Raw genomic sequence first — 21902 nt, forward strand, 5'->3', positions numbered from 1 at the left:
TTTTGTGAATTTATCGAGGTGTATGATGAAAACAATAGGAATAATAGGCGGTATGGGTCCTCTTGCTACGGTTGATTTATATTCAAGAGTAGTCATGAGAACGAAAGCTCAAAAGGATCAAGAGCATATACATGTTATAATAGACAGCAATACTAATATACCTGACAGAACAAAAGCAATATTAGGTGGATGCATTGATCCTACGATAGAACTGATTAAATCGGCTCAGAGATTGGAACAAGCAGGTGCTGACTTTCTAATAATGCCGTGCAATACAGCACATTTTTTTATAGATAAAATAAAAGAAAGAGTAAATATTCCTTTCATTAATATGGTAGAAGAAACAGTAAAATATACTTTTAATAAATACGGCAGAGGTACGGTTGTCGGATTGATGGCAACTGACGGAACAATTAAATCAAAAATATACGAAAATTATTATAATGATATGGGAATAAAGACAGTGATTCCCGAAAAAACTCAGGAAAAAATTATGAAATTTATATATGACGTAATAAAAAGCGGAAAATATGAAGAAGGCACAGGTTTGTTTTCTGAATGTGTAAATGAATTAAAGGATATGGGAGCAGAAGCATTTTTGTTAGGATGCACAGAATTATCATCAGCACAATATTTGTATAAAATAGAGGGACCTTATATTAATCCTATGGAAGTTATAACTGAAAGCTCAATAATATATGCAGGCGGAGAATTAAATTAATTTGGAGGAAACATGAAGGAATTGACATCTAAACAAGCTGACTTGATGCTGTTTTTTGTGGCGTTTTTTTGGGGTACAGGCTTTACCGTAACAAAAATGGCATTGGAAGTGTATACTACATATCAGGTTTTATTTTTAAGATTTATATTTGCAATTTTAGTTTCGTTTATATTATTTTATAAAAAGGTGAAAAATGTAACCAAATTAGATATTAAAGCCGGTTTTATAATGGGCTTCTTTTTAGCGGTTGGTTATATTTTTCAGACTATCGGATTAACAGGAACCTCGGCGGGAAACTCCGCATTCCTGACGGGTACAAATGTTGTTATGGTTCCGTTTTTCTATTATATAGTTACAAAGATAAAGCCGGGGAAAAATAATCTTATTGCGGCAGTGTTAATGTTTTTAGGTATAATATTATTAACTGTGGATTTTGAGAACTTCGGTAAATTCAATATATGGGATTTCTTAACCTTTATCAGTGCAATTTGTTTTGCCTGGCAGGTGGTTGCCACAGGTATTTTTGCACCAGATAAGGACCCGGCTGTTATTACAACGATTCAAATGGTAACGTGCACTGTGATATTTTTAGTAATGATGTTATTTGAAAATCAACCTATTGTCTATAATACAAAAGGAGCGTTAGGTATTATGTATTTGAGCTTAGTTGCTACAATGCTTTGCTTTTTGATGCAGACATTCGGACAAAAATACACATCAACGACTCATGCGGCAATAATATTAAGCTTGGAATCGATTATAGGCAGTATCTTTGGAGTGTTATTTCTGCACGAAAAATATTCAGTTATGACAATTATAGGTTTTATTGTAATATTTATAGCTGTCTTAATAGCTGAAATAGGATATGATTGGATGCTTAAAAAAAATTAAAAACCCTATTGTAATAAACGAATAATTGCTATATAATTAAAAAAAATATTCGTGTGGAGTAATTATGAAAAAATATAAAAGGAATCAAAGAATCGGTGCACTCATGAAAATATTTGCCGAAAAACCAAACTATGTATTTTCTTATAACTATTTTTCGGAAATATTTAATGCTGCTAAATCTACTATAAGTGAAGATGTATCGATTGTAAGGGAAGTAGTATCCGAATTAAATTACGGAAGAATAGAAACTATTTCAGGTGCTGCAGGCGGTGCCGTATTTATACCGGTTATGAGCATGGACGAAAAAAATAAAATTCTCACTGATCTTTGTCAGTTGTTTTCAAATAAAAACAGAATTTTACCCGGTGGATTTATCTATTTGACCGATATATTTAACAATCCCGGCATTGTAACAAATATTGCTAAAGTTATATCATCTGAATTTTCAAATACGAAAATTGATTGTATTATAACTGTTGAAACAAAGGGTATTCCCGTGGCGATTTTGACAGGACAGAAGCTGAATGTTCCTGTTGCTGTAATAAGAAGAAACAATAAGGTAACGGAAGGGGCAACTGTAAGTATTAATTATGTTTCCGGTTCGTCAAATAATATTCAGACAATGTCCTTGTCGAGGAGATCATTGAAAGAAAACTCAAAAGTTTTGATAATAGATGATTTTATGAAGGGTGGAGGCACCTGTAAGGGCATGGGTGATATGATGAGAGAATTTAACGCAGAGGTAGTGGGGACTGCTGTAGTAATAGAAACCAAGGAACCGGAGAAAAAATTGGTGGATAATTATTTGTCGTTATTGGTCATGGATAGAGTAAACGAGAAAGAAGGAATAATTGAAATTAAGCCAAATGATAAATTGTTAAAATAATTTCATACTTTTTTGCCAAAAAATGAAAATGTATTTTGCAATTTATGATTAAGTATAGTATAATGTACTAAATGGACATAAACTTTGGGGGAAGGTGGTGACAACATGAAGATTTCGGACGTTCGAGTACGAAAAATTAATTCTGAAGGTAAGATGAAGGCAATCGTTTCCGTTACCTTTGATGATTGTTTTGTGGTACATGACATTAAAATTATTGAAGGTCAGGATGGATTGTTTATAGCTATGCCGAGCAGAAAAATGCCGGATGGTGAGTTTAAGGATATTGCTCACCCGATTAATTCTGAAACAAGACAAATTGTTGCAGAAGCTGTATTTAGGGCTTACGAAGAAAAGCGCCAAGAAGAAGGAGAAACTGAAGAAGCTGCTCTTCTGTAGCGCCATGACTGATGATTGGTAAATCAACAGTTTCTGGGTCTTTTCATAAGACCCTTTTTTATGCCCTACCGCCATTTATGCAAGTGAAGTGAGCAAATAAATTAGCTGTATTCCACTGCTTATGTGGTTCCTCAAAAAATGTAAAAACTTTTTTGACTTAATACATAATATGTTATATACTTTTTAAGTATTACAGATTAATGACGAAATTATCAAGATTGTAGGTTGGGCATTATTTTTTTGTAAGAGGAGAAATATTATGAATATGTCAATTATTTTGGCGGCCGGTGAAGGTACAAGAATGAAATCGGATATTCCTAAAACATTACATAAAGTTTGCGGAAAAGAAATGATAAAGTATATAATAGAAGCGGCTGAAGAATCAGGTATAGAAAAAAATGTTGTTGTATTGGGACATGGAAAAGAAAAAGTTGGACATAATATAAAGGATATGGGTGCAGTAACCGTTGAACAGCCCATCGGACAAGGAGCACCTTACGGAACGGGATTTGCGGTAATGGTAGCCAAAGAGCATATCGATGATGAAGATACCGTGTTAATTCTTTGTGCGGATGGTCCGCTTATAAGGAAAGAAACCTTGTCGTCATTTATAAACAATCATTTAGACAATAATTATGATGCATCGGTTATGACCTCATATTTTGAAAATCCGAAAGGATACGGAAGAATTATCAGAAATGACGATCCGACAATAAGAGATATAGTTGAAGAAAAGGATGCATCAGAAGAAATAAAAAAGATTACCGAAATAAATGCGGGTATTTATTGCTTTAAAGGAAAAATGCTTAAATATGCTCTTGAAAAAATTGATTCAAACAATTCACAAGGCGAATACTATTTGACAGATACTATTAAAGTATTAAATAATGAGAATTACAAAATAGGCGGTTGGATATTGGAGGATGAAACTGACATCAAGGCAGTTAATGACAGAGTTCAGCTTGCGGAAGTAACAAAATTAATGCAGCAAAGAATAAACAATAGGCATATGCTTTCGGGGGTTACAATAATTGACCCTGAAAATACATATATAGAGGATTCTGTAATAATAGGAAGAGATACAATTGTTTATCCGGGAACATATTTGCAGGAAGGCACCGTAATAGGCTGCAATTGTACGATTGGACCGAATGCCCGCATAATCTGCTCCACAGTTTGTAACAATGTAAGCATAGAAAACTCCAAAGTTATAGAATCAACAATAGGAGACAATACAACCGTCGGACCTTTTGCATACTTAAGACCCGGAACAGTTTTAGGGAAAAATGTCAAAATAGGTGATTTTGTAGAGGTTAAAAAGTCAATAATAGGCGATAATTCTAAATCTTCTCATTTAAGCTACATAGGAGATGCGGAAGTGGGAAAAGATGTTAATATTGGATGTGGTGTAGTGTTTGTAAATTATGACGGAAAGAAAAAGCATAAAACTGTTATAGGAGACGGTGCTTTTATTGGAAGTAATTCTAATTTAGTGGCACCGGTGAATGTTCAACAGGGTGGTTATATTGCTTGCGGCTCCACTATTACAGAAGATGTAGAAGAAGGAGATTTAGCTATAGCCCGCGCACGTCAGGTAAATAAAAAGGGCTTAGGCAAAAATAGATATTAACAGAGGTAAATATGTATATAATTGCAGGACTTGGCAATCCGGGTAAAGAGTATACAGGCACAAGGCACAACGTGGGTTTTGAAACCATAGATTGTTTGGCAGAAAAGTATAATATTAGCTTAAATAAATTGAAGTTTAACTCCGTTTATGGCGAGACAACCATAAACGGAGAAAAAGTTATGCTTATGAAGCCTGTAACTTATATGAACCGAAGCGGAATAGCCATTGATGAAATAATAAAATTTTATAAGATACCCGTTGAAAATTTAATCGTCGTTTATGATGATATAGATATTCCGGTGGGAGCACTGAGAATAAGACCAAACGGCAGTCCGGGAACTCATAACGGCATGAAATCCATAACACATCATGTAGGAAGCAATTTTCCGCGTATAAGAATAGGGATCGGAAGGAATCCTGACATGGACCTGGCTGACTATGTACTTCAAAGGTTTAGCCAAGCGGATAAGGATATAATCGCTCCGATAATTCTGAGGGCGGGAGAAGCTGTCATAGAGATTATTGAGAACGATGTAGACAGCGCAATGCAAAAATATAACATAAGAGTAACAGGAGAATAATAGTTGGACAGAATTTTGTTTGAACAGTTTCAAAAAACTGACAGGTACAACAGAATAATTGAAAATTATAAGCAAAACAAACGCCAGCTTATATCAGGTGTAATTGATGAAAGCATGGCGTATTTGGTGTGCAATTTATTAGACACGGCAACTGACAAAATACTTCTTATAACTAATAGCGAAGCGAAATCGAAAAAATATGAACAGGATATAAAAGCTTATACTGAAGATGTCAGAAGATTGCAGCCAAAAGAATTTATATTGTATAACGTTGATGCTTTAAGCAAGGATGTCGATTATAAAAGGTCCGAGGTTTTATACAATATTATTAATTCCAAGAAAAGTATTGTAACTGCCTCAATTAATTCAATTATAACCAGAGTAATGGCTAAAGATAGATTTAAGAAATCTATAATAGAATTAAAATACGGAAAAAATTATAATTTAGAAGATATTAGAAGCAGTTTGGTTAAATTAGGCTATGAAAGAGTCGATGCAATAGAAGGTGTAGGACAGTTTTCCATAAGAGGCGGAATTATAGATATATTTTCTCCATCCGAAACCAATCCCGTCAGAATAGAATTTTTTGATGATGAAATTGACTCGCTCAGAACAGTTGATATTAAGACACAGCGCTCAATTAAAAATTTAACATACACGAAGATAATTCCATGCAGCGATATATTGTTTCAGAAGGAAGACATCAAAAAGGTCTTAAACGGTTTAGAAAATGATTATCAAAACAGATTAGAGAAAATCAGCAATTTAAAAAACTTTAAAGATACAGAAAAAAAATTAAAAATATTGTATAACGGCTACAATGACAGATTAAGTGCCGGTTTAAGTATAGGGAATCCGGATTTGTTGGTACCTTTCATAAAGGATGACTTTGACAATGTCCTGGATTATTTTGATGACTTCATACTGATATTAGATGAACCGGAAAGAATTTTTGAAGAGCTTAAAAATATATCAGAAAGCTTCCACCTGAAATTCGGTGAACTTTTCGAAAGAGGCGAAATATTTACACAGCAAGAAAATGTTTATATAAAAGAACAGGAATTAATTAAAGAAATATACGGAAAAACATTTATTTCAATAAACGGAAAGGATAAAATCTTTGAAACAGATGATTCGGTTTCTTTATTGTTTAAAGAGCCGACCTCATATTATGGAAAGATGGAGGATTTGTCGAAGGATTTAAACCGTTTAAAATATAAAGGATATAAAATTGCTATTATACTTTCAAATTATGAAGGATGCACGAAGCTTCATAATATATTAAACGATTACGATTGTGTAACTGCTTTGTCTAAGAGCTCCAATATTGTAGCTGAAAGCGGACAAGTGATTATAGTACCGGGAGATCTCAAAAAAGGTTTCGAGTATTATGAAAATAAAATAATAGTACTTACTGAAAACGAGGTATTCGGCGCAGCTGTTAAAAAACCTCATAAAGCTAAAAAACGCAAGGGCTCTAAAATTGAAATATTCACCGATTTAAAGGTAGGTGACTATGTAGTACACGAGCACCACGGTATTGGTCAGTATGTAGGAATAGAAAAAATAGATGTTCAAAATATTAAAAAAGATTATCTTTGCATTAAATACAAGGGTGAGGATAAGCTTTATGTTCCTGTCGATCAAATGTCGCTCATCCAAAAATATATTGGCACAGATTCCGAAAAACCTAAGCTTAATAAAATGGGCAGCGCTGATTGGGTTAAAACCAAGGAGCGCACTAAGCATGCCATAGAAAACATGGCAGCAGAATTAGTAAAATTATATGCACAAAGAAAAGTAATTAAGGGATATGCTTATGCGTCCGATACTGAGTGGCAAAAAGAATTTGAATATAAATTTCCCTTCCAGGAAACAGATGATCAGCTTCGCTGCATAAAGGAAATAAAAAAGGATATGGAGAAGTCAATCTGCATGGACAGATTGCTGTGCGGTGATGTCGGCTTCGGTAAGACTGAAGTTGCAATGAGGGCTGCATTTAAAGCAGTTATGGATTCAAAACAGGTGGCCATACTTGTTCCTACTACTATTTTGGCACAGCAGCATTATACAAATTTAGTTGACAGATTCAGAGGTTATCCTGTTAAGATAGAAATGCTTTCAAGGTTCAGAACACCGTATCAGCAGGCAAAAGTAATTAATGATTTAAATAAAGGTCTTGTTGATGTTGTAGTGGGGACTCATAAGCTTTTATCAAAGGATTTAAAATTTAAGGATTTAGGCCTTTTAATTATAGATGAAGAACAAAGATTTGGAGTTAAACACAAGGAACTGATTAAGCAACTGAAGGCAAATATTGATGTATTAACTCTTTCTGCAACACCAATTCCAAGAACGCTTCACATGTCTATGATTGGTGTAAGAGATATGAGTGTTATATCCGAGCCGCCTGGTGACAGGTTGCCTGTTCAAACCTATGTAATAGAGTACAATGACGGCGTTTTAAAGGACGCCATTGAAAAGGAAATGTCAAGGGGAGGACAAATATATTATGTTCACAACAGAGTAATAGATATTGACAGCGCTGCAGCCAGACTTCAAAAGCTTGTGCCCGATGCAAGAATTGCAGTTGCACACGGACAAATGAGTGAAAGACACTTGGAAAATATAATGTTGGAATTTGTAAGGAAAGAATACGACATATTGGTATGCACAACCATTATTGAAACAGGAATGGATATTCCTAATGTTAATACCTTAATAATTGATAATGCGGATTATTTAGGGCTTTCACAGCTTTATCAGCTCAGAGGAAGGATTGGCAGGTCAAACAGAGTATCGTTTGCTTACCTTACTTATGAAAAGGATAAAATGCTTTCAGAGGTTGCAGATAAAAGATTAAAGGCAATAAAAGAATTTACGGAATTCGGTTCCGGTTTTAAGATAGCAATGAGAGATTTGGAAATAAGGGGATGCGGAAACATATTAGGTGCAGAGCAGCACGGACATATGCTTGCCATAGGTTACGACTTATATGTTAAATTCTTAGACAGGGCAGTAAGAGAAATTCAAGGCAATATAGTTGAAGATGAAGATATTGAAACTTCAGTGGATTTAAATGTTGATGGCTACATTCCGACAGCCTATATTGAAAATGAAGAACAAAAAATTGAAATATATAAAAAGATTGCTGCCACATCCGATAAGGATGACATATACGATATAACAGAAGAAATAATTGACCGTTTTGGAAATCCACCGAAGCAGGTTGATAATCTTCTCAAAATTTCTTATATAAAATCATTAAGTAAGAAGCTCAGAATTAAATCTATTACACAGATAAACGGTACGGTAAATTTTGAGTTTTGTTCAAATAATGATTTGAGTCAGGATATGATAGGATTTTTTATTGAAAACTTCAATACAAAAATAAAATTTGACGTATCAAAGGATCCTGTTGTTAAATATAAATTAGATACCTTAGATTATTCAGAACAGATGAAACAGCTGAAAATTCTTGAGGAGCTTGAGAAATTCTTAGAAATATTAAATAATTATAAAACGGGATTAAAAGATCCTGTCAGGGAGGAAAAAAATGATTAAATTAAAAAAATTACTTGCTTTAACAATTTGTCTCGCATTAGTAGCAGCCTTTACGGGATGTGATAAAAACCAAGCAATAAATGAAGACGGTGTGGTTGCAACGGTAAATGATACACCGATAACTCAGGAAGAATTAGATATGAATTATGAATTTTATATAAAAATGAATCCTACGGTTACAAAAGAAGATATGCTGGATAAATTAATAATGGATATATTAATGGTCGAAGCAGCACAAAAAAACGGAATTTCGGTTACGGAAGAACAAATAAATGATGAAATGGAAAACTTTAAAGCATTAAATAATTCAGAAGAAGATTACCAGAAATTCCTTAATGATAATGGACTAACCGAAGAATTTTTAAGAAGTGAAATAGAAAAGGAATTTTATATAAACCATTATTTAACCATAGAGATGGATAAGTTTAATAATCCTACAGACGAAGAACTTCAAGAAATATTTGATGAGTACAAAATGAAGGAAGAAGTCAGAGCGAGCCATATTTTAGTAAATACCGAGGAGGAAGCAAAAGCGGTATTGGACAGAATAAATAAAGGTGATAAATTCGAAGATGTTGCAAAGGAATTGTCTATAGACGGCAGTGCGTCAACAGGAGGAGATTTAGGTTATTTTTCACGCATCAGAATGGTTAAACCGTTTTCGGATGCGGCGTTTAGTATGGAAATAGGTGATATAAGTCAACCGGTTGAATCTGAATTCGGATATCATATTATACAATTAACCGATAAAAAGACTGATGAAAGCAAGACATTAGAAACCGAAAGACAAACTCTTACACAGTATTATACTTATTTTAAATATAATGAAATGTTAGATGATCTAAAAAATAATGCTGATATAGTAATAAAATAACAATAAAGCAAGAAGATGTTAAAAATGGTAAAAAGATGTTGCTATTCGTAAAATAATGCTATATAATGTTTATGATATTTCCAATAATATCCGTAAATTAAAAAGGATAAAATCTATTAAAGTGCAAATAATAGAAAATATTAAAAGAAATGTCATATAAATATAAATTATGCATTGGAGGAACTTAATAATGAAAGCAACTGGAATTGTCAGAAGAATTGATGATTTAGGCAGGGTGGTTATCCCGAAGGAAATAAGACGTACATTGAGAATTAGAGAAGGGGACCCTTTAGAGATATTTACAGACAGAGAAGGTGAAATAATACTTAAAAAATATTCACCTATAGGAGAATTAACTGAATTTGCAGGAGAATATGTTGAATCTTTGTTTGAAACAACAAGACATACAGCAATTATAACAGATCGTGACGGAGTTATAGCAGTATCGGGAAGTTCTAAAAAGGACTATGCTGAAAAAAGATTGAGCCCTGAGCTTGAAAAAATAATTGAAAGCAGAGAAATGTATGTAACAAACGGTAATTCTAAACCAATAAGAATTACTGCCAATGAATTCAATCCTGATAACTACATTAGCCAGGTAATTTCTCCAATATTAGTTCATGGTGACCCGATAGGAGCAATAATGCTTTTATCAAAGGATAAAGCAGTAAAGATGACAGAAGTTGAAGAGAAGTTAGTTAAGACAGCAAGTGTATTTTTATCAAGACAAATGGAAAGTTAGTAAGATTTTTTGAAAGATGGTTTCTAAATCAAGAGACCATTTTTTTTTTATGACTTAACCCAGTTTTTTTAGGCGGGTTTTTCTACCCCCGCGATATTCCGACACTGCACGTAACCCCGATTTCAACTGATAACGTTTTGACATAAAGCCATATTTGTTTTATAATTATATTACTAAACTAAAGGAGGACAATATGAATATCAGATTTTTAGGTGCTGTAAGAGGAGTAACCGGTTCAAGCCATTTAATACAATACAAAAATAAAAAGATATTATTGGATTGCGGTATGTATCAAGGCAAGGATGAGGATTACAACATGGATGAGTTTGAAGTAAATCCCGGTGATATTGATTATTTGTTATTAAGTCACAGTCATATAGACCACAGCGGAAGGATACCGCTGTTAGTAAAAAAAGGGTTTAAGGGAACAATTTATTGCTCTAAGTCAACCTACGACTTGTGCGAAATAATGCTTTTAGATTCAGCCCATATTCAAGAGACGGAAGCTGAGTGGAAAAATAAAAAAGCACTGCGCCAAGGGAAAAAATTAGTTGAACCAATGTATACGCAAAAGGATGCATTGGAAAGCTATCAATATTTTAAAACAGTTCAATACGATCAGATAATTGAGATAGATGATGTGCTTTCTGTGAGATTTAACGATGCAGGACACATTTTAGGCTCATCAATAATTGAAATGTGGTTTAACGAAAATAACGAAAATGTTAAGCTTGTGTATTCCGGTGACATAGGAATGCGTGATAAACCGCTGTTAAACGATCCTTCGACAATAGAAAAAGCTGATTATGTAATAATGGAAGCGACCTATGGAGAAAGAGTCCATGCTGGTATAGAACAAAGAAGCGAAGAGCTAATTGATATAATACTCAGAACGACCAGAAGAGGAGGAAATGTTATAATTCCTTCATTTGCAGTAGGAAGGACACAAGAAATAATATATGAGTTAAACAAATACTATGACAGCCACTTAAATGAAATAGGTACAAAAGAAAATGAATTAAAAAAAATACCTGTTTATATTGACAGTCCTCTGGCTGTTAAGGCAACTGAAGTTTTCAAACGTAATGCCAATGTTTTTGATAATGAAGCAAGAGAATATATAATGAAGGGTGACAATCCTTTGGAATTTGAAAATCTTCATTACACCCAAAATGCGGAAGAATCAAAAAAACTCAATATTTCAATGGAACCGAAAATAATAATTACGGCCAGCGGCATGTGTGATGCCGGAAGAATAAAACACCATTTAAAGCATAATTTGTGGAGAAAAGAATGCAGTATAGTATTTGTCGGTTATCAGGCAGAGGGAACGTTAGGCAGAAGATTGTTAGACGGAGAAAAAAATGTAAAGGTATTGGGAGAAAATATCAATGTATATGCAGAAATACACAACGTAGAGGGATTTTCCGGTCATGCCGATAAAGAGGGTTTGTTGAACTGGCTTAAGGGATTCAAGGAAAAACCGAAAAGTGTATTTATAGTACATGGAGAACAATCCGCAAAGGAAAGCTTTGTAAGGGAAGTTAAGGAACAGCTTAAATTAAATTGTATTATACCGGAATACAATGTTGTTTATGATATCAAGAATAATGTAGTTGTTGAAGAAGCTGCATCAGATGCAAAAGAAGCAAGCTTTATATTAAAACCGCGGGGAATTAATGAAAAGTTTATAAATAAACTGATAGAAGAAATTGAAGGATTAAAAACAGTATTTGATGTTGCGGTAGAAAGAACTAAAAATCAAGTAGATAAAAATATGGATATTGAACAGTACAAAAAAATCAATAATATTATTATAGATTTAGAAAATGATATTATTAATTTAACTATGCTTTCGGGAGAATAAAAGTTGGGAGAGAGCCTAAGATGAAATCACTGGCAATAGTGAGCTATACCATAGAATCGGTGGACGGCTATTACAATCAAATAAAAAGCTTATTTTATGATAAAATAGCTATAAAGACATATACCTTAGAGGATTTGGATAACTATGGAGAAACAGAAATAAAGGCAGATGTATTATTAATTCCTTCATATCATCTGTATAAACAAATAAAGGGCAAGGTAAATAAGGATACAGATCTTTTATTTGCCCACAGAACCATATCCAAGTCCGGATTGGATACAATATTTAAGCTTAAGGAAGGTTCTAAGATTGTATTAATAGACGAAAGTCCTGAAATGGCAGAGCAAATAATCTCAATCATTTATCAGTTGGGAGCAAGACATATTGAGCTTAATTCTTTTTGGACATCGAATGTTGATGATTTTGATAGGTTTATAGTCTTAGGTCAATCTGAATATACTCCAAAAGCAAATAAGGAAATAATCAATATAGGCAACAGCCTGTTAGATATAAATTCGATTATAGATATCGGTATGAAATTTGACTTATTTTCCTTATTAGACAGACAGGATGTTGTGAGAAGCTATAAGGAAATAAGAACAGCTAATTTTGGGTTGCTGAAAATTTTAGGTCTTACCAACTCGAGAGAAAGTCAGCTTGATATTTTAATGCAGAATATGGATGCAGGCGTCATAGGCATAAATAATGATGGCAATATATTTTTGTACAATGAAAATGCTAAGGAAATAGTTAATAAGGATACTAAGCAGGTATTAAGTAAAAAAGGAATTGATTTATTTCCGGAAATACCTTTCGATTATACAATAGAAAATCTAAAGCCGGTAGAAGAAAAAATAATTAAAATTAACGGTTATGATGTAGTTGTATCGGTTAATCCCCTGTTGCATTCAAGGAAGATGTATGGTGCAGTTGCAATAATCAGAAGATATTCCGATTTAGAAAAAAAAGAATATATGCTTAGAAAAAAGCTTATAGGAAAGGGATATACGGCAAAGTATAATTTTGATGACATTTTCGGTGAAAGCGAGTTAATTACAGAAGCAAAAAATATAGCTAAGCGTATGTCTAAATCTAACTCCTCAATACTGATAACCGGAGAAACAGGTACAGGTAAGGAGTTGTTCGCCCAAGCAATTCACAACAGTTCTTTAAGAAAGGAATTTCAATTTGTTCCCGTAAACTGCGGTGCTTTTCCGGAAAGCTTATTGGAAAGCGAGCTGTTTGGTTATGAAGAGGGTGCTTTTACAGGTGCAAGAAAGGGTGGTAAACCCGGACTGTTCGAGCTTGCTCATAAAGGAACATTATTTTTGGATGAAATAACAGAAATGCCTATGAGCTTGCAGGTTAAACTTCTTAGAGTTCTTCAGGAAAGAGAGGTTGTGCGGCTTGGAGGCGACAGAATAATAGATGTTGACATAAGAATAATTGCGGCAACGAACAAAAATATAAAGGAAATGGTTGAAAATGCTGAGTTCAGGGAAGACTTATACTATAGATTAAATGTTCTTCCCTTGAAAATTCCTCCGCTTCGAAACAGAAAAGAAGATATATTGGGTCTTGCAGGTTATTTGAAAAAATCCTTTGACAGCGATTTTGTATTGACTGACAAAGCAAAAGATTTTCTGCTAAACTACAGTTGGAAGGGCAATGTCAGAGAGTTGAGAAACTGTGTTGAATACTTGGTAAACCTCGGCATAAAGATAGTGGAAGAGAAGGATATCCCAGTAGATTACAGTGAGAAAACTTTTGACAATAAATTGATTTTGTCGGAACAAAATATAATTTATGAATTTCTTGAGCAGGCAGGCAACAATTTAAAGAAATATATCTTTGTTCTTGAAGAATTGATGATTGGCGTTAAAAATAATCAAAGATTAGGAAGACGGACACTTAGTGAAATAGCAAAAAACAAAGGTGTATTTATCAGTGAACAGGAAATAAGAACCATACTTCTTAATCTTGAAAAGTATAAAATGGCAGAAATATATAAAGGAAGAAGCGGTACGGTAATAACTGAATTCGGTAAAAAAGCGTATAATTATCTATCAATGGGTTAATGGGTTACATGGTTAGTACCTTTTAACCCATTAATTGTTATTTTTATCAATTATATAAATTTGCATGCATTTAAAATGTTGAAATTATCTGATTTAACAAAAATATTATGAAATTATAAATTATGGCATAAAAAATGCATATATATTGTTATGGTATTATGTCTTTTTGCATGTCTGATTTTGTAATAATATGGGACAACTTAAAGATTATATTAGGTAATTTATAAATGATTTGAAGGAGGATACAAATTGAAAAAGTTATTGACAGGTAATGAAGCGATAGCATTGGGAGCATACGAAGCCGGTGTTCACTATGCTGCAGCATATCCGGGAACTCCAAGTACTGAAATTCTCGAAAACATAGCTCCTTATAAAGAAATAATTGCAGAATGGGCTCCGAATGAAAAAGTTGCCGTTGAATCAACAATAGGTGCATGCTATGCAGGTGCAAGATGCTTAACAGCTATGAAGCACGTTGGTTTAAATGTAGCTGCCGATCCATTTTTTACTTTGGGATATACAGGTGTAAATGGCGGTATGGTATTGATAAGCGCTGACGATCCCGGTATGCATTCATCACAAAATGAACAGGATAACAGATATTATGCAAGAATGGCAAAGGTTGCAATGGTTGAACCGGCAGATAGTCAGGAATGCAAGGATATGGTTATAAAAGCCATGGAAATAAGTGAAAAATATGATACATTAGTAATGATAAGAATGACAACAAGAGTATGTCACAGTAAATCTGTTGTTGAAATCGGTGAAAGAGCAGAAGTACCGATTAAGCCGTATAAAAAAGATACAAGTAAGTATTTTATTGCTCCTGCAGTTGCAAAGCAATTACATTTAGTAGTTGAGAAAAGACTTAAAGAATTAGAAAAGTTCTCTAATGAAACAGATTTAAACTTTATTGAATGGAATGACAAAAAAATAGGCGTCATATCTTCAGGTGTAGCGTACCAATATGCAAAGGAAGTATTCGGTGATTCAGCTTCTTATTTAAAAATCGGTTTTTCATTTCCTCTTCCAATGGAAAAAATTAAAAAGTTTGCAGAAGAGGTTGAAACACTATACGTAGTAGAAGAATTAGAGCCGTTCATGGAAGAACAAATTAAAGCGGCAGGAATCAACTGCATTGGAAAGGACAAAATTCCTAACACTTGGGAATTAAATCCTGATATAGTTGAAAAATCATTGCTTGGAACACAAAAACCTACAATCGATTATGATAAGAACACAGCGGTAGGAAGACCTCCTACGTTGTGTGCAGGCTGCCCTCACAGAGGATTCTACTATGAATTATCAAAGAGAAAAAATGTAATGATAACAGGCGATATAGGATGCTACACATTGGGCGGAACAGAACCGTTAAATGCAATGGATACCGTAGTATGTATGGGTGCCAGCATAAGTATGGCTCACGGAGCTAAAAAAGTATTCGATAAGAATAATGATAATAAACGTCTTGTTGCTACAATAGGTGATTCAACATTCTTCCATTCGGGTATGACAAGCTTGTTAGACGTAGTATATAACAAAAGCAACACTATTACTTGTATACTTGACAACAGAATAACAGCTATGACCGGTCACCAGGAAAATCCGGGAACCGGCTTCACTCTTCAGGGAGATGAAGCTAAAATAACTGATATTGAAACCATAGTTAAAGCATTGGGTATTGAACATGTCAGAACAATTAACCCGTTAAATAGAGCAGATATGAAAGAAGCCATGGATTGGGCATTTGAACTTAATGAACCATCAGTTATAATTTCAAGATATCCTTGTGCTCTTAAAAAATATTCCGAACAAGATTTAGTTGAGTTTGGACCTATACAAGGTGTTTGTGAAGTAGATCAGGAAATATGTATCGGATGTAAGGCATGTGCAAGAACAGGTTGTCCTGCAATTCATTTCCAACATGAGATAAAAAAATCATATATAAATGAAGCTCAATGCGTAGGTTGTGAATTGTGTCTGCAGGTCTGTCCTGTAAAAGCTATCAGTAAGGTAGGTGTTTAATTATGAAGATTAAGAATATACTATTAGTTGGTGTTGGTGGTCAAGGAACAATACTTGTAAGTAAAATATTATCAACAGGTCTTTTACAGGCAGGTTATGATGTTAAAATGTCAGAAATTCACGGAATGGCACAAAGAGGCGGCAGTGTTTCAACACAGGTCAGATACGGCGAAAAGGTTTATTCACCTATTATAGGAATCGGAGATGCAGATATATTGGTTTCTTTCGAAACAATGGAATCAATAAGATGGCTGGAATTCTTAAAACCTGACGGAGTAGCCGTTATAAATGAACATGAAATACCTTCGGCACCGATACTTTCCGGAAAAATTGGTTATCCGCAAGGTGTAATCGAAACAATAAAAGAAAAAGTAAACACCAAAGTTATAAATGCTGCGGAAATTGCTGAAAAATTAGGCAATACAAAGGTAATGAACGTAGTACTTTTGGGAGCTTTGATAAAATCAATGAATTTAACTGATATTGATTGGGAAAGTATTATAAAGGAATTAGTTAAAGATAAATTTGTAGAAATAAACATCAAAGCATTGAATGTCGGAATGGAGGCAGTGTAAAAATCTATTAAGTGAGGAAGTTATGAGCTATAAAATTTTGGCTATAAATCCAGGTTCAACTTCGACAAAAATTGCTTTGTACGAAGATGAAAAAGAAATATTCGTAAAGACATTGGATCATCCCTTGGAATTGATTGACTCATTTGACAATGTAGAGGATCAGCTTCAGATGAGAAAAGAAGTTGTAATGTCTTTCTTAAAAGAGAAGAATTTTGATGTTAATGAATTATCGGCAGTTGTTGCAAGAGGAGGAATGCTTCCTCCGGTTAAATCAGGAGCATATAATATTAATGATTTAATGATTGACAGAGTTGAAAGACGTCCTGTTATGGAGCATGCATCAAATCTTGCTGCGCCTATTGCTTACGGTATAGCAAAAGAAGTGGGAATACCTTCATATATTTATGATTCGGTTATGACAGATGAAATGCCTGACATAGCAAGAATTTCAGGGATGCCGGATATTCCGAGAACAAGCTCAAGCCATGTTTTGAATACGAGGGCAATGGCTATAAAGTATGCTAAAAGCAAAGGTAAAAGATATGATGAATTAAATATTATTGTAGCTCATTTAGGCGGCGGAATATCTGTCAACATACATTCAGGCGGAAAAATCGTTGATTTGATTTCTGATGATGAAGGACCGTTTTCGCCGGAAAGGGCAGGAAGAGTTCCTTGCAGGGAGCTTATAAATCTTTGCTATTCAGGTAAGTATGACAAAAAAACCATGCAGAGAAAGCTGAGAGGAAACGGTGGTTTAAGAGCATATTTAAACACAATTGATGCAAGAGAAGTTGAAGGAATGATTAATGCAGGCAATGAGGAAGCTAAGCTTATTTATGAAGCAATGGCTTATCAGATTGCTAAAGGAATTGGTGAACTTGCAACTGTTGTTAACGGAAAAGTTGATGCTGTCATATTGACCGGAGGCATTTCTCATTCTAAAATGCTTACGTCATGGATAACAGAAAGAGTATCCTATATAGCTTCTGTTGAGATAATGGCAGGAGAAAATGAAATGGAAGCACTTGCTTATGGAGCTTTGAGAGTTCTGAGAGGAGAAGAAACAGCAAAAGAATATAGAGAGTAAACATGACTAATTTGTGTCATCCTGAGTGATAGCGAAGGATCTAATTAGACCCATTTTGTGGGTCTTTTTTTATGCCTGTCGCAGCATTACGAACAAACAATATGCGAACTAATGCAACGTTCGTACATATGCGAAATTAAATTAAAACTAATTTAAAAATTATCTTAAAAATCGTTGACATACAATTTTATATTTGTTATTATTTAGTTAAAGAATAAGCACCTATAAAAATAAAGGAAGGTCAATATGAATTTTGATGTTAAAAGAGTATTTGTGGAAAAGAAAACAGGTTTTAATACCGAGTCAATAAATTTGTTCAACGACTTTAAAGAAAACCTGCAATTGAATAATTTGAAAAATGTTCGTATATTAAACAGATACTTAGTATCCAATTTAAGCAATCAGGATTTTTACGAGGCAGTTGCTACAGTTTTTTCCGAACCAAATCAGGATAATGTATATTTTGAAGATATTGGAGAATCTGATAATGTGTTCGCTGTGGAATTTTTGCCGGGACAGTATGACCAAAGAGCTGATTCTGCATCTCAATGCATTCAGATAATTACCGGCAAGGAAGAAGTAAAAGTTAAATATGCAAAGATAATAATTCTTGAAGGTAAATTGACAAAAGAAGATATAATAAAGGTTAAAAAATATTTCATCAATCCCGTAGATTCAAGAGAAACAGATTTAGACGGTAAATCATCCTTTTGTGAGGAGTATACCGAAGCTTCAGATGTTGAATATATAAGTAATTTTACAGATAAATCTGAAAAAGAAATAGAAGAGCTCCGCATAAATATGGGTCTTGCTATGAGTTTTGAAGATTTATTATTTTGCCGGAAATATTTTAAAGATACAGAAAAAAGAAATCCTACAATAACAGAAATAAAAGTTATTGACACCTATTGGTCGGATCATTGCAGACATACAACTTTTAACACCCAAATAGAAAAAATAGAATTTGAAAAAGGAAAAATTAATAAAGAAATACAAAAAACGCTTGATGAGTATTTCAATTCAAGAAAATATGTTTATGAAAATAAACAAAAAGATATATCACTAATGGATTTGGCAACAATTAATGCAAAGGAATTAAGAAAATCAGGAGATTTAAAGGATTTGGAAATTTCTGATGAGATAAACGCCTGCAGCATTACAATCAATGTTGATGTTGAAGGTAAAAATGAAGAGTGGCTGTTGATGTTCAAAAATGAAACTCATAACCATCCGACAGAAATCGAACCTTTCGGAGGGGCCGCAACCTGTATAGGAGGAGCCATAAGAGATCCGTTATCAGGGCGATCCTACGTCTATCAGGCTATGCGCATTACCGGAAGCGGAGATCCAAGGCAAAAAATCGAAGATACAATACCAGGTAAGCTTCCGCAGAGAAAAATTTCCACTGAGGCAGCTGCCGGTTATAGTTCCTACGGAAACCAAATAGGTCTTGCCACCGGCTATGTGAATGAAATCTATCACCCCGGATACGTTACAAAAAGAATGGAAGTGGGTGCGGTTATAGCTGCAGTAAAAAAAGAAAATGTAAGAAGAGAAGTACCTGTTAAGGGAGACGTTGTTATACTCCTCGGAGGAAGAACGGGAAGAGACGGATTGGGAGGTGCTACGGGTTCTTCTAAAGAACATGATGAAAAATCAATAATTAAATGCGGCTCTGAGGTTCAAAAAGGCAATGCACCTACAGAAAGAAAAATCCAAAGATTATTCAGAAATGAAAAAGTCAGCTTATTGATAAAAAAATGTAACGACTTCGGTGCGGGCGGTGTTTCGGTTGCAATCGGAGAATTAGCTGACGGTTTAAATATAAATCTTGATATGGTACCTAAAAAATACGACGGCCTGGATGGAACTGAGCTAACTATTTCGGAATCTCAGGAAAGAATGGCAGTTGTTGTTGCAAAAGAAGACGCAGAAAAATTCATCAGGCATGCACATGAAGAGAATTTAGAAGCAACCATTGCAGCGGAGGTCACTGATGACAGAAGATTAAAGATGACCTGGAAAGGTAAATTAATATTAGATATAGACAGAAATTTCCTGGATACAAACGGCGTTAAACAAAGAGTAAGCGCGTTTGTAAAGGAGCCTATAAAAAAAGAAGCTAAAAGGTATTTTTACAACAATGATTTAAAAGAAGCTTGGCTTGAAAATCTAAGGGATTTAAACGTTGCAAGCCAAAAAGGTATGGTTGAAAGATTTGATTCAACGGTTGGAGCGGGAGCGGTTCTGATGCCCTTCGGCGGCTTTACTCAGCTTACACCTGCAGAGGGAATGGCTGCTAAAATACCGGTTCTTAACAAATCTACCAATACATGCTCAATAATGACACATGGCTTCGATCCTTTTTTATCGGAATTGAATCAATATCACGGAGCAATGTATGCTGTAATTCATTCTATAGCCAAAGCTGTGGCTATGGGTGCAGACTACAGAAATATAAGGTTAACATTTCAGGAGTACTTTGAAAAACTGAACAAGGAGCCGGAAAAATGGGGTAAAGCACTAAGCGCATTATTAGGTGCTTACAAGGTACAGCATGAATTGAATGTTCCTGCCATAGGAGGAAAGGACAGTATGTCGGGAACCTTTAAGGATATGAATGTACCGCCTACACTGATAAGCTTTGCGGTATCCGCAGCAGATGTAAATAATATCGTATCTCCCGAATTTAAAAAAGCAGGCAGCAAGGTTTTGTTGGTAAGAATAAAGAAGGATGATAATTTAATGCCGGACTTTGAAGACATTAAAAATAAATATAAGCTGATTCATGAGGCAATATCGAACAAAAAGGTGTTATGCGCACATACGGTGGGCTATGGCGGAGTGGCTGCGGTCATAAGCAAAATGACCCTTGGCAACCAAATTGGATTTAAGGCAAGCTACGATTTGATTATGGATAAAAAGCAATGGTTCTCATCAAGCTACGGCGATATTGTTTTAGAAGCTGATGAAGTCATCATGGGAACAGAAATAGGAACTACATCTTCCGATAAAGAAATTTCTTTATCGGAAGGATTTGGTATTTCATTAAATGAAATTAAAAACAATTGGATGAAGACATTCGAAAATATTTATCCGGTTAAAAAGGATGCGGAAGGAAAAATATGCAGCAGCTGTATCTTAGGAGGAAACAGTAAAAAAGCTGCTGTCAGTATGGCAAAGCCAAAGGTGTTTATACCTGTATTTCCGGGCACAAACTGTGAATACGACACGCAGAGAGCTTTCGAAAGGGCAGGAGCTGAAACAGATGTCTTCGTTTTTAACAACTTAAGCTCTTTAAATGTTTCAGAATCGATTAAAGAGATGAATAAGCGTATAAAAAAATCACAAATTATTGCATTTCCCGGCGGCTTCAGTGCAGGAGATGAGCCGGAAGGTTCCGGTAAATTCATCGCTTCGGTTTTTAGAAATGAGCTCTTAAAGGAAGCTGTGATGGATTTATTAAATAACAGAGACGGATTAATAATAGGCATATGCAACGGATTTCAGGCGCTGATAAAGCTTGGTCTGGTTCCTTTTGGAGAGATAGTGGAAGTAAAAGAGGATTATCCTACTCTTACCTACAATAAAATAGGAAGGCATGTATCCACATTCGTCAGGACTAAAGTAGTTAATAACACATCACCTTGGTTAAATAAGTGTAATGCGGGAGATGTCCATTACCTGCCGGTATCCCATGGAGAAGGAAGATTTGCAGCAAATGAAGAATGGATTAAAAAGTTAATAATAAGCGGACAGATAGCAACTCAATACGTGGATTTAAATAATGAACCAACCTATGAAGGGTTGTTTAATCCTAACGGTTCCATAGAGGCAATCGAAGGTATAACAAGTCCGGATGGAAGAGTATTAGGTAAAATGGCTCACTCTGAAAGAATTGATAACAATTTATATAAAAATATCCCCGGTGAAAAGAATCAATTAATCTTTGAATCAGGAGTTCAATATTTCAAATAGGAGG

Annotated in this window: 15 protein-coding genes; all 15 read left to right on the forward strand. The window is 34.4% G+C overall.

Annotated elements, in window-relative coordinates:
- Window positions 1-25: 25 nt before the first annotated feature.
- The 15 genes from RT412_RS02830 (at window position 26) to RT412_RS02900 (ending at window position 21898) form a co-directional block, all read left to right on the forward strand.
- A complete protein-coding gene (locus tag RT412_RS02830; RefSeq protein WP_313370521.1) occupies window positions 26-721 on the forward strand; it encodes an amino acid racemase in 696 nt (231 codons plus the stop codon).
- A gap of 12 nt (window positions 722-733) precedes the next feature.
- Complete coding sequence (locus tag RT412_RS02835; RefSeq protein ID WP_313346397.1) at window positions 734-1612, forward strand: DMT family transporter; 879 nt, start codon at window positions 734-736, stop codon at window positions 1610-1612.
- A 64-nt stretch (window positions 1613-1676) separates the two neighbouring features.
- Window positions 1677-2498, forward strand: coding sequence for a pur operon repressor (gene purR, locus RT412_RS02840; protein WP_313346394.1), 822 nt, complete (start codon window positions 1677-1679; stop codon window positions 2496-2498).
- Between the two features lie 105 nt (window positions 2499-2603).
- Window positions 2604-2894, forward strand: a complete 291-nt coding sequence (gene spoVG, locus RT412_RS02845) for a septation regulator SpoVG (protein WP_313346391.1) — start codon at window positions 2604-2606, stop codon at window positions 2892-2894.
- A 259-nt stretch (window positions 2895-3153) separates the two neighbouring features.
- Window positions 3154-4524: a bifunctional UDP-N-acetylglucosamine diphosphorylase/glucosamine-1-phosphate N-acetyltransferase GlmU gene (gene glmU / locus RT412_RS02850; protein ID WP_313346387.1), complete on the forward strand. Its 1371-nt coding sequence runs from the start codon at window positions 3154-3156 to the stop codon at window positions 4522-4524.
- Window positions 4525-4535: 11 nt separating this feature from the next.
- Window positions 4536-5105, forward strand: coding sequence for an aminoacyl-tRNA hydrolase (gene pth / locus RT412_RS02855; protein WP_313346384.1), 570 nt, complete (start codon window positions 4536-4538; stop codon window positions 5103-5105).
- 3 nt (window positions 5106-5108) lie between these two features.
- Window positions 5109-8669: a transcription-repair coupling factor gene (gene mfd, locus RT412_RS02860; RefSeq protein ID WP_313413096.1), complete on the forward strand. Its 3561-nt coding sequence runs from the start codon at window positions 5109-5111 to the stop codon at window positions 8667-8669.
- Window positions 8662-9543 (forward strand): peptidylprolyl isomerase, encoded by an 882-nt coding sequence (locus RT412_RS02865; RefSeq protein ID WP_313343800.1) that lies wholly within the window; start codon window positions 8662-8664, stop codon window positions 9541-9543. Before mfd ends, RT412_RS02865 begins: the two co-directional genes overlap by 8 nt.
- Before the next feature lie 190 nt (window positions 9544-9733).
- On the forward strand, window positions 9734-10285 hold the full coding sequence (gene spoVT, locus RT412_RS02870; protein ID WP_313343797.1) for a stage V sporulation protein T: 552 nt from the start codon (window positions 9734-9736) through the stop codon (window positions 10283-10285).
- A 193-nt stretch (window positions 10286-10478) separates the two neighbouring features.
- Window positions 10479-12152, forward strand: a complete 1674-nt coding sequence (locus RT412_RS02875; RefSeq protein ID WP_313343794.1) for an MBL fold metallo-hydrolase — start codon at window positions 10479-10481, stop codon at window positions 12150-12152.
- A 20-nt stretch (window positions 12153-12172) separates the two neighbouring features.
- Complete coding sequence (locus tag RT412_RS02880; RefSeq protein WP_313343791.1) at window positions 12173-14230, forward strand: sigma 54-interacting transcriptional regulator; 2058 nt, start codon at window positions 12173-12175, stop codon at window positions 14228-14230.
- A gap of 249 nt (window positions 14231-14479) precedes the next feature.
- A complete protein-coding gene (iorA, locus tag RT412_RS02885; RefSeq protein ID WP_313343788.1) occupies window positions 14480-16255 on the forward strand; it encodes an indolepyruvate ferredoxin oxidoreductase subunit alpha in 1776 nt (591 codons plus the stop codon).
- Between the two features lie 2 nt (window positions 16256-16257).
- Complete coding sequence (locus RT412_RS02890) at window positions 16258-16830, forward strand: indolepyruvate oxidoreductase subunit beta (RefSeq protein ID WP_313343785.1); 573 nt, start codon at window positions 16258-16260, stop codon at window positions 16828-16830.
- Between the two features lie 22 nt (window positions 16831-16852).
- Complete coding sequence (gene buk / locus RT412_RS02895; RefSeq protein WP_313343782.1) at window positions 16853-17920, forward strand: butyrate kinase; 1068 nt, start codon at window positions 16853-16855, stop codon at window positions 17918-17920.
- A 246-nt stretch (window positions 17921-18166) separates the two neighbouring features.
- Window positions 18167-21898, forward strand: coding sequence for a phosphoribosylformylglycinamidine synthase (locus RT412_RS02900; protein WP_313343780.1), 3732 nt, complete (start codon window positions 18167-18169; stop codon window positions 21896-21898).
- Window positions 21899-21902 lie beyond the last annotated feature (4 nt).

The sequence above is a fragment of the Sedimentibacter sp. genome, from assembly GCF_032080165.1.
In the GTDB taxonomy this organism is placed as follows: domain Bacteria; phylum Bacillota; class Clostridia; order Tissierellales; family Sedimentibacteraceae; genus Sedimentibacter.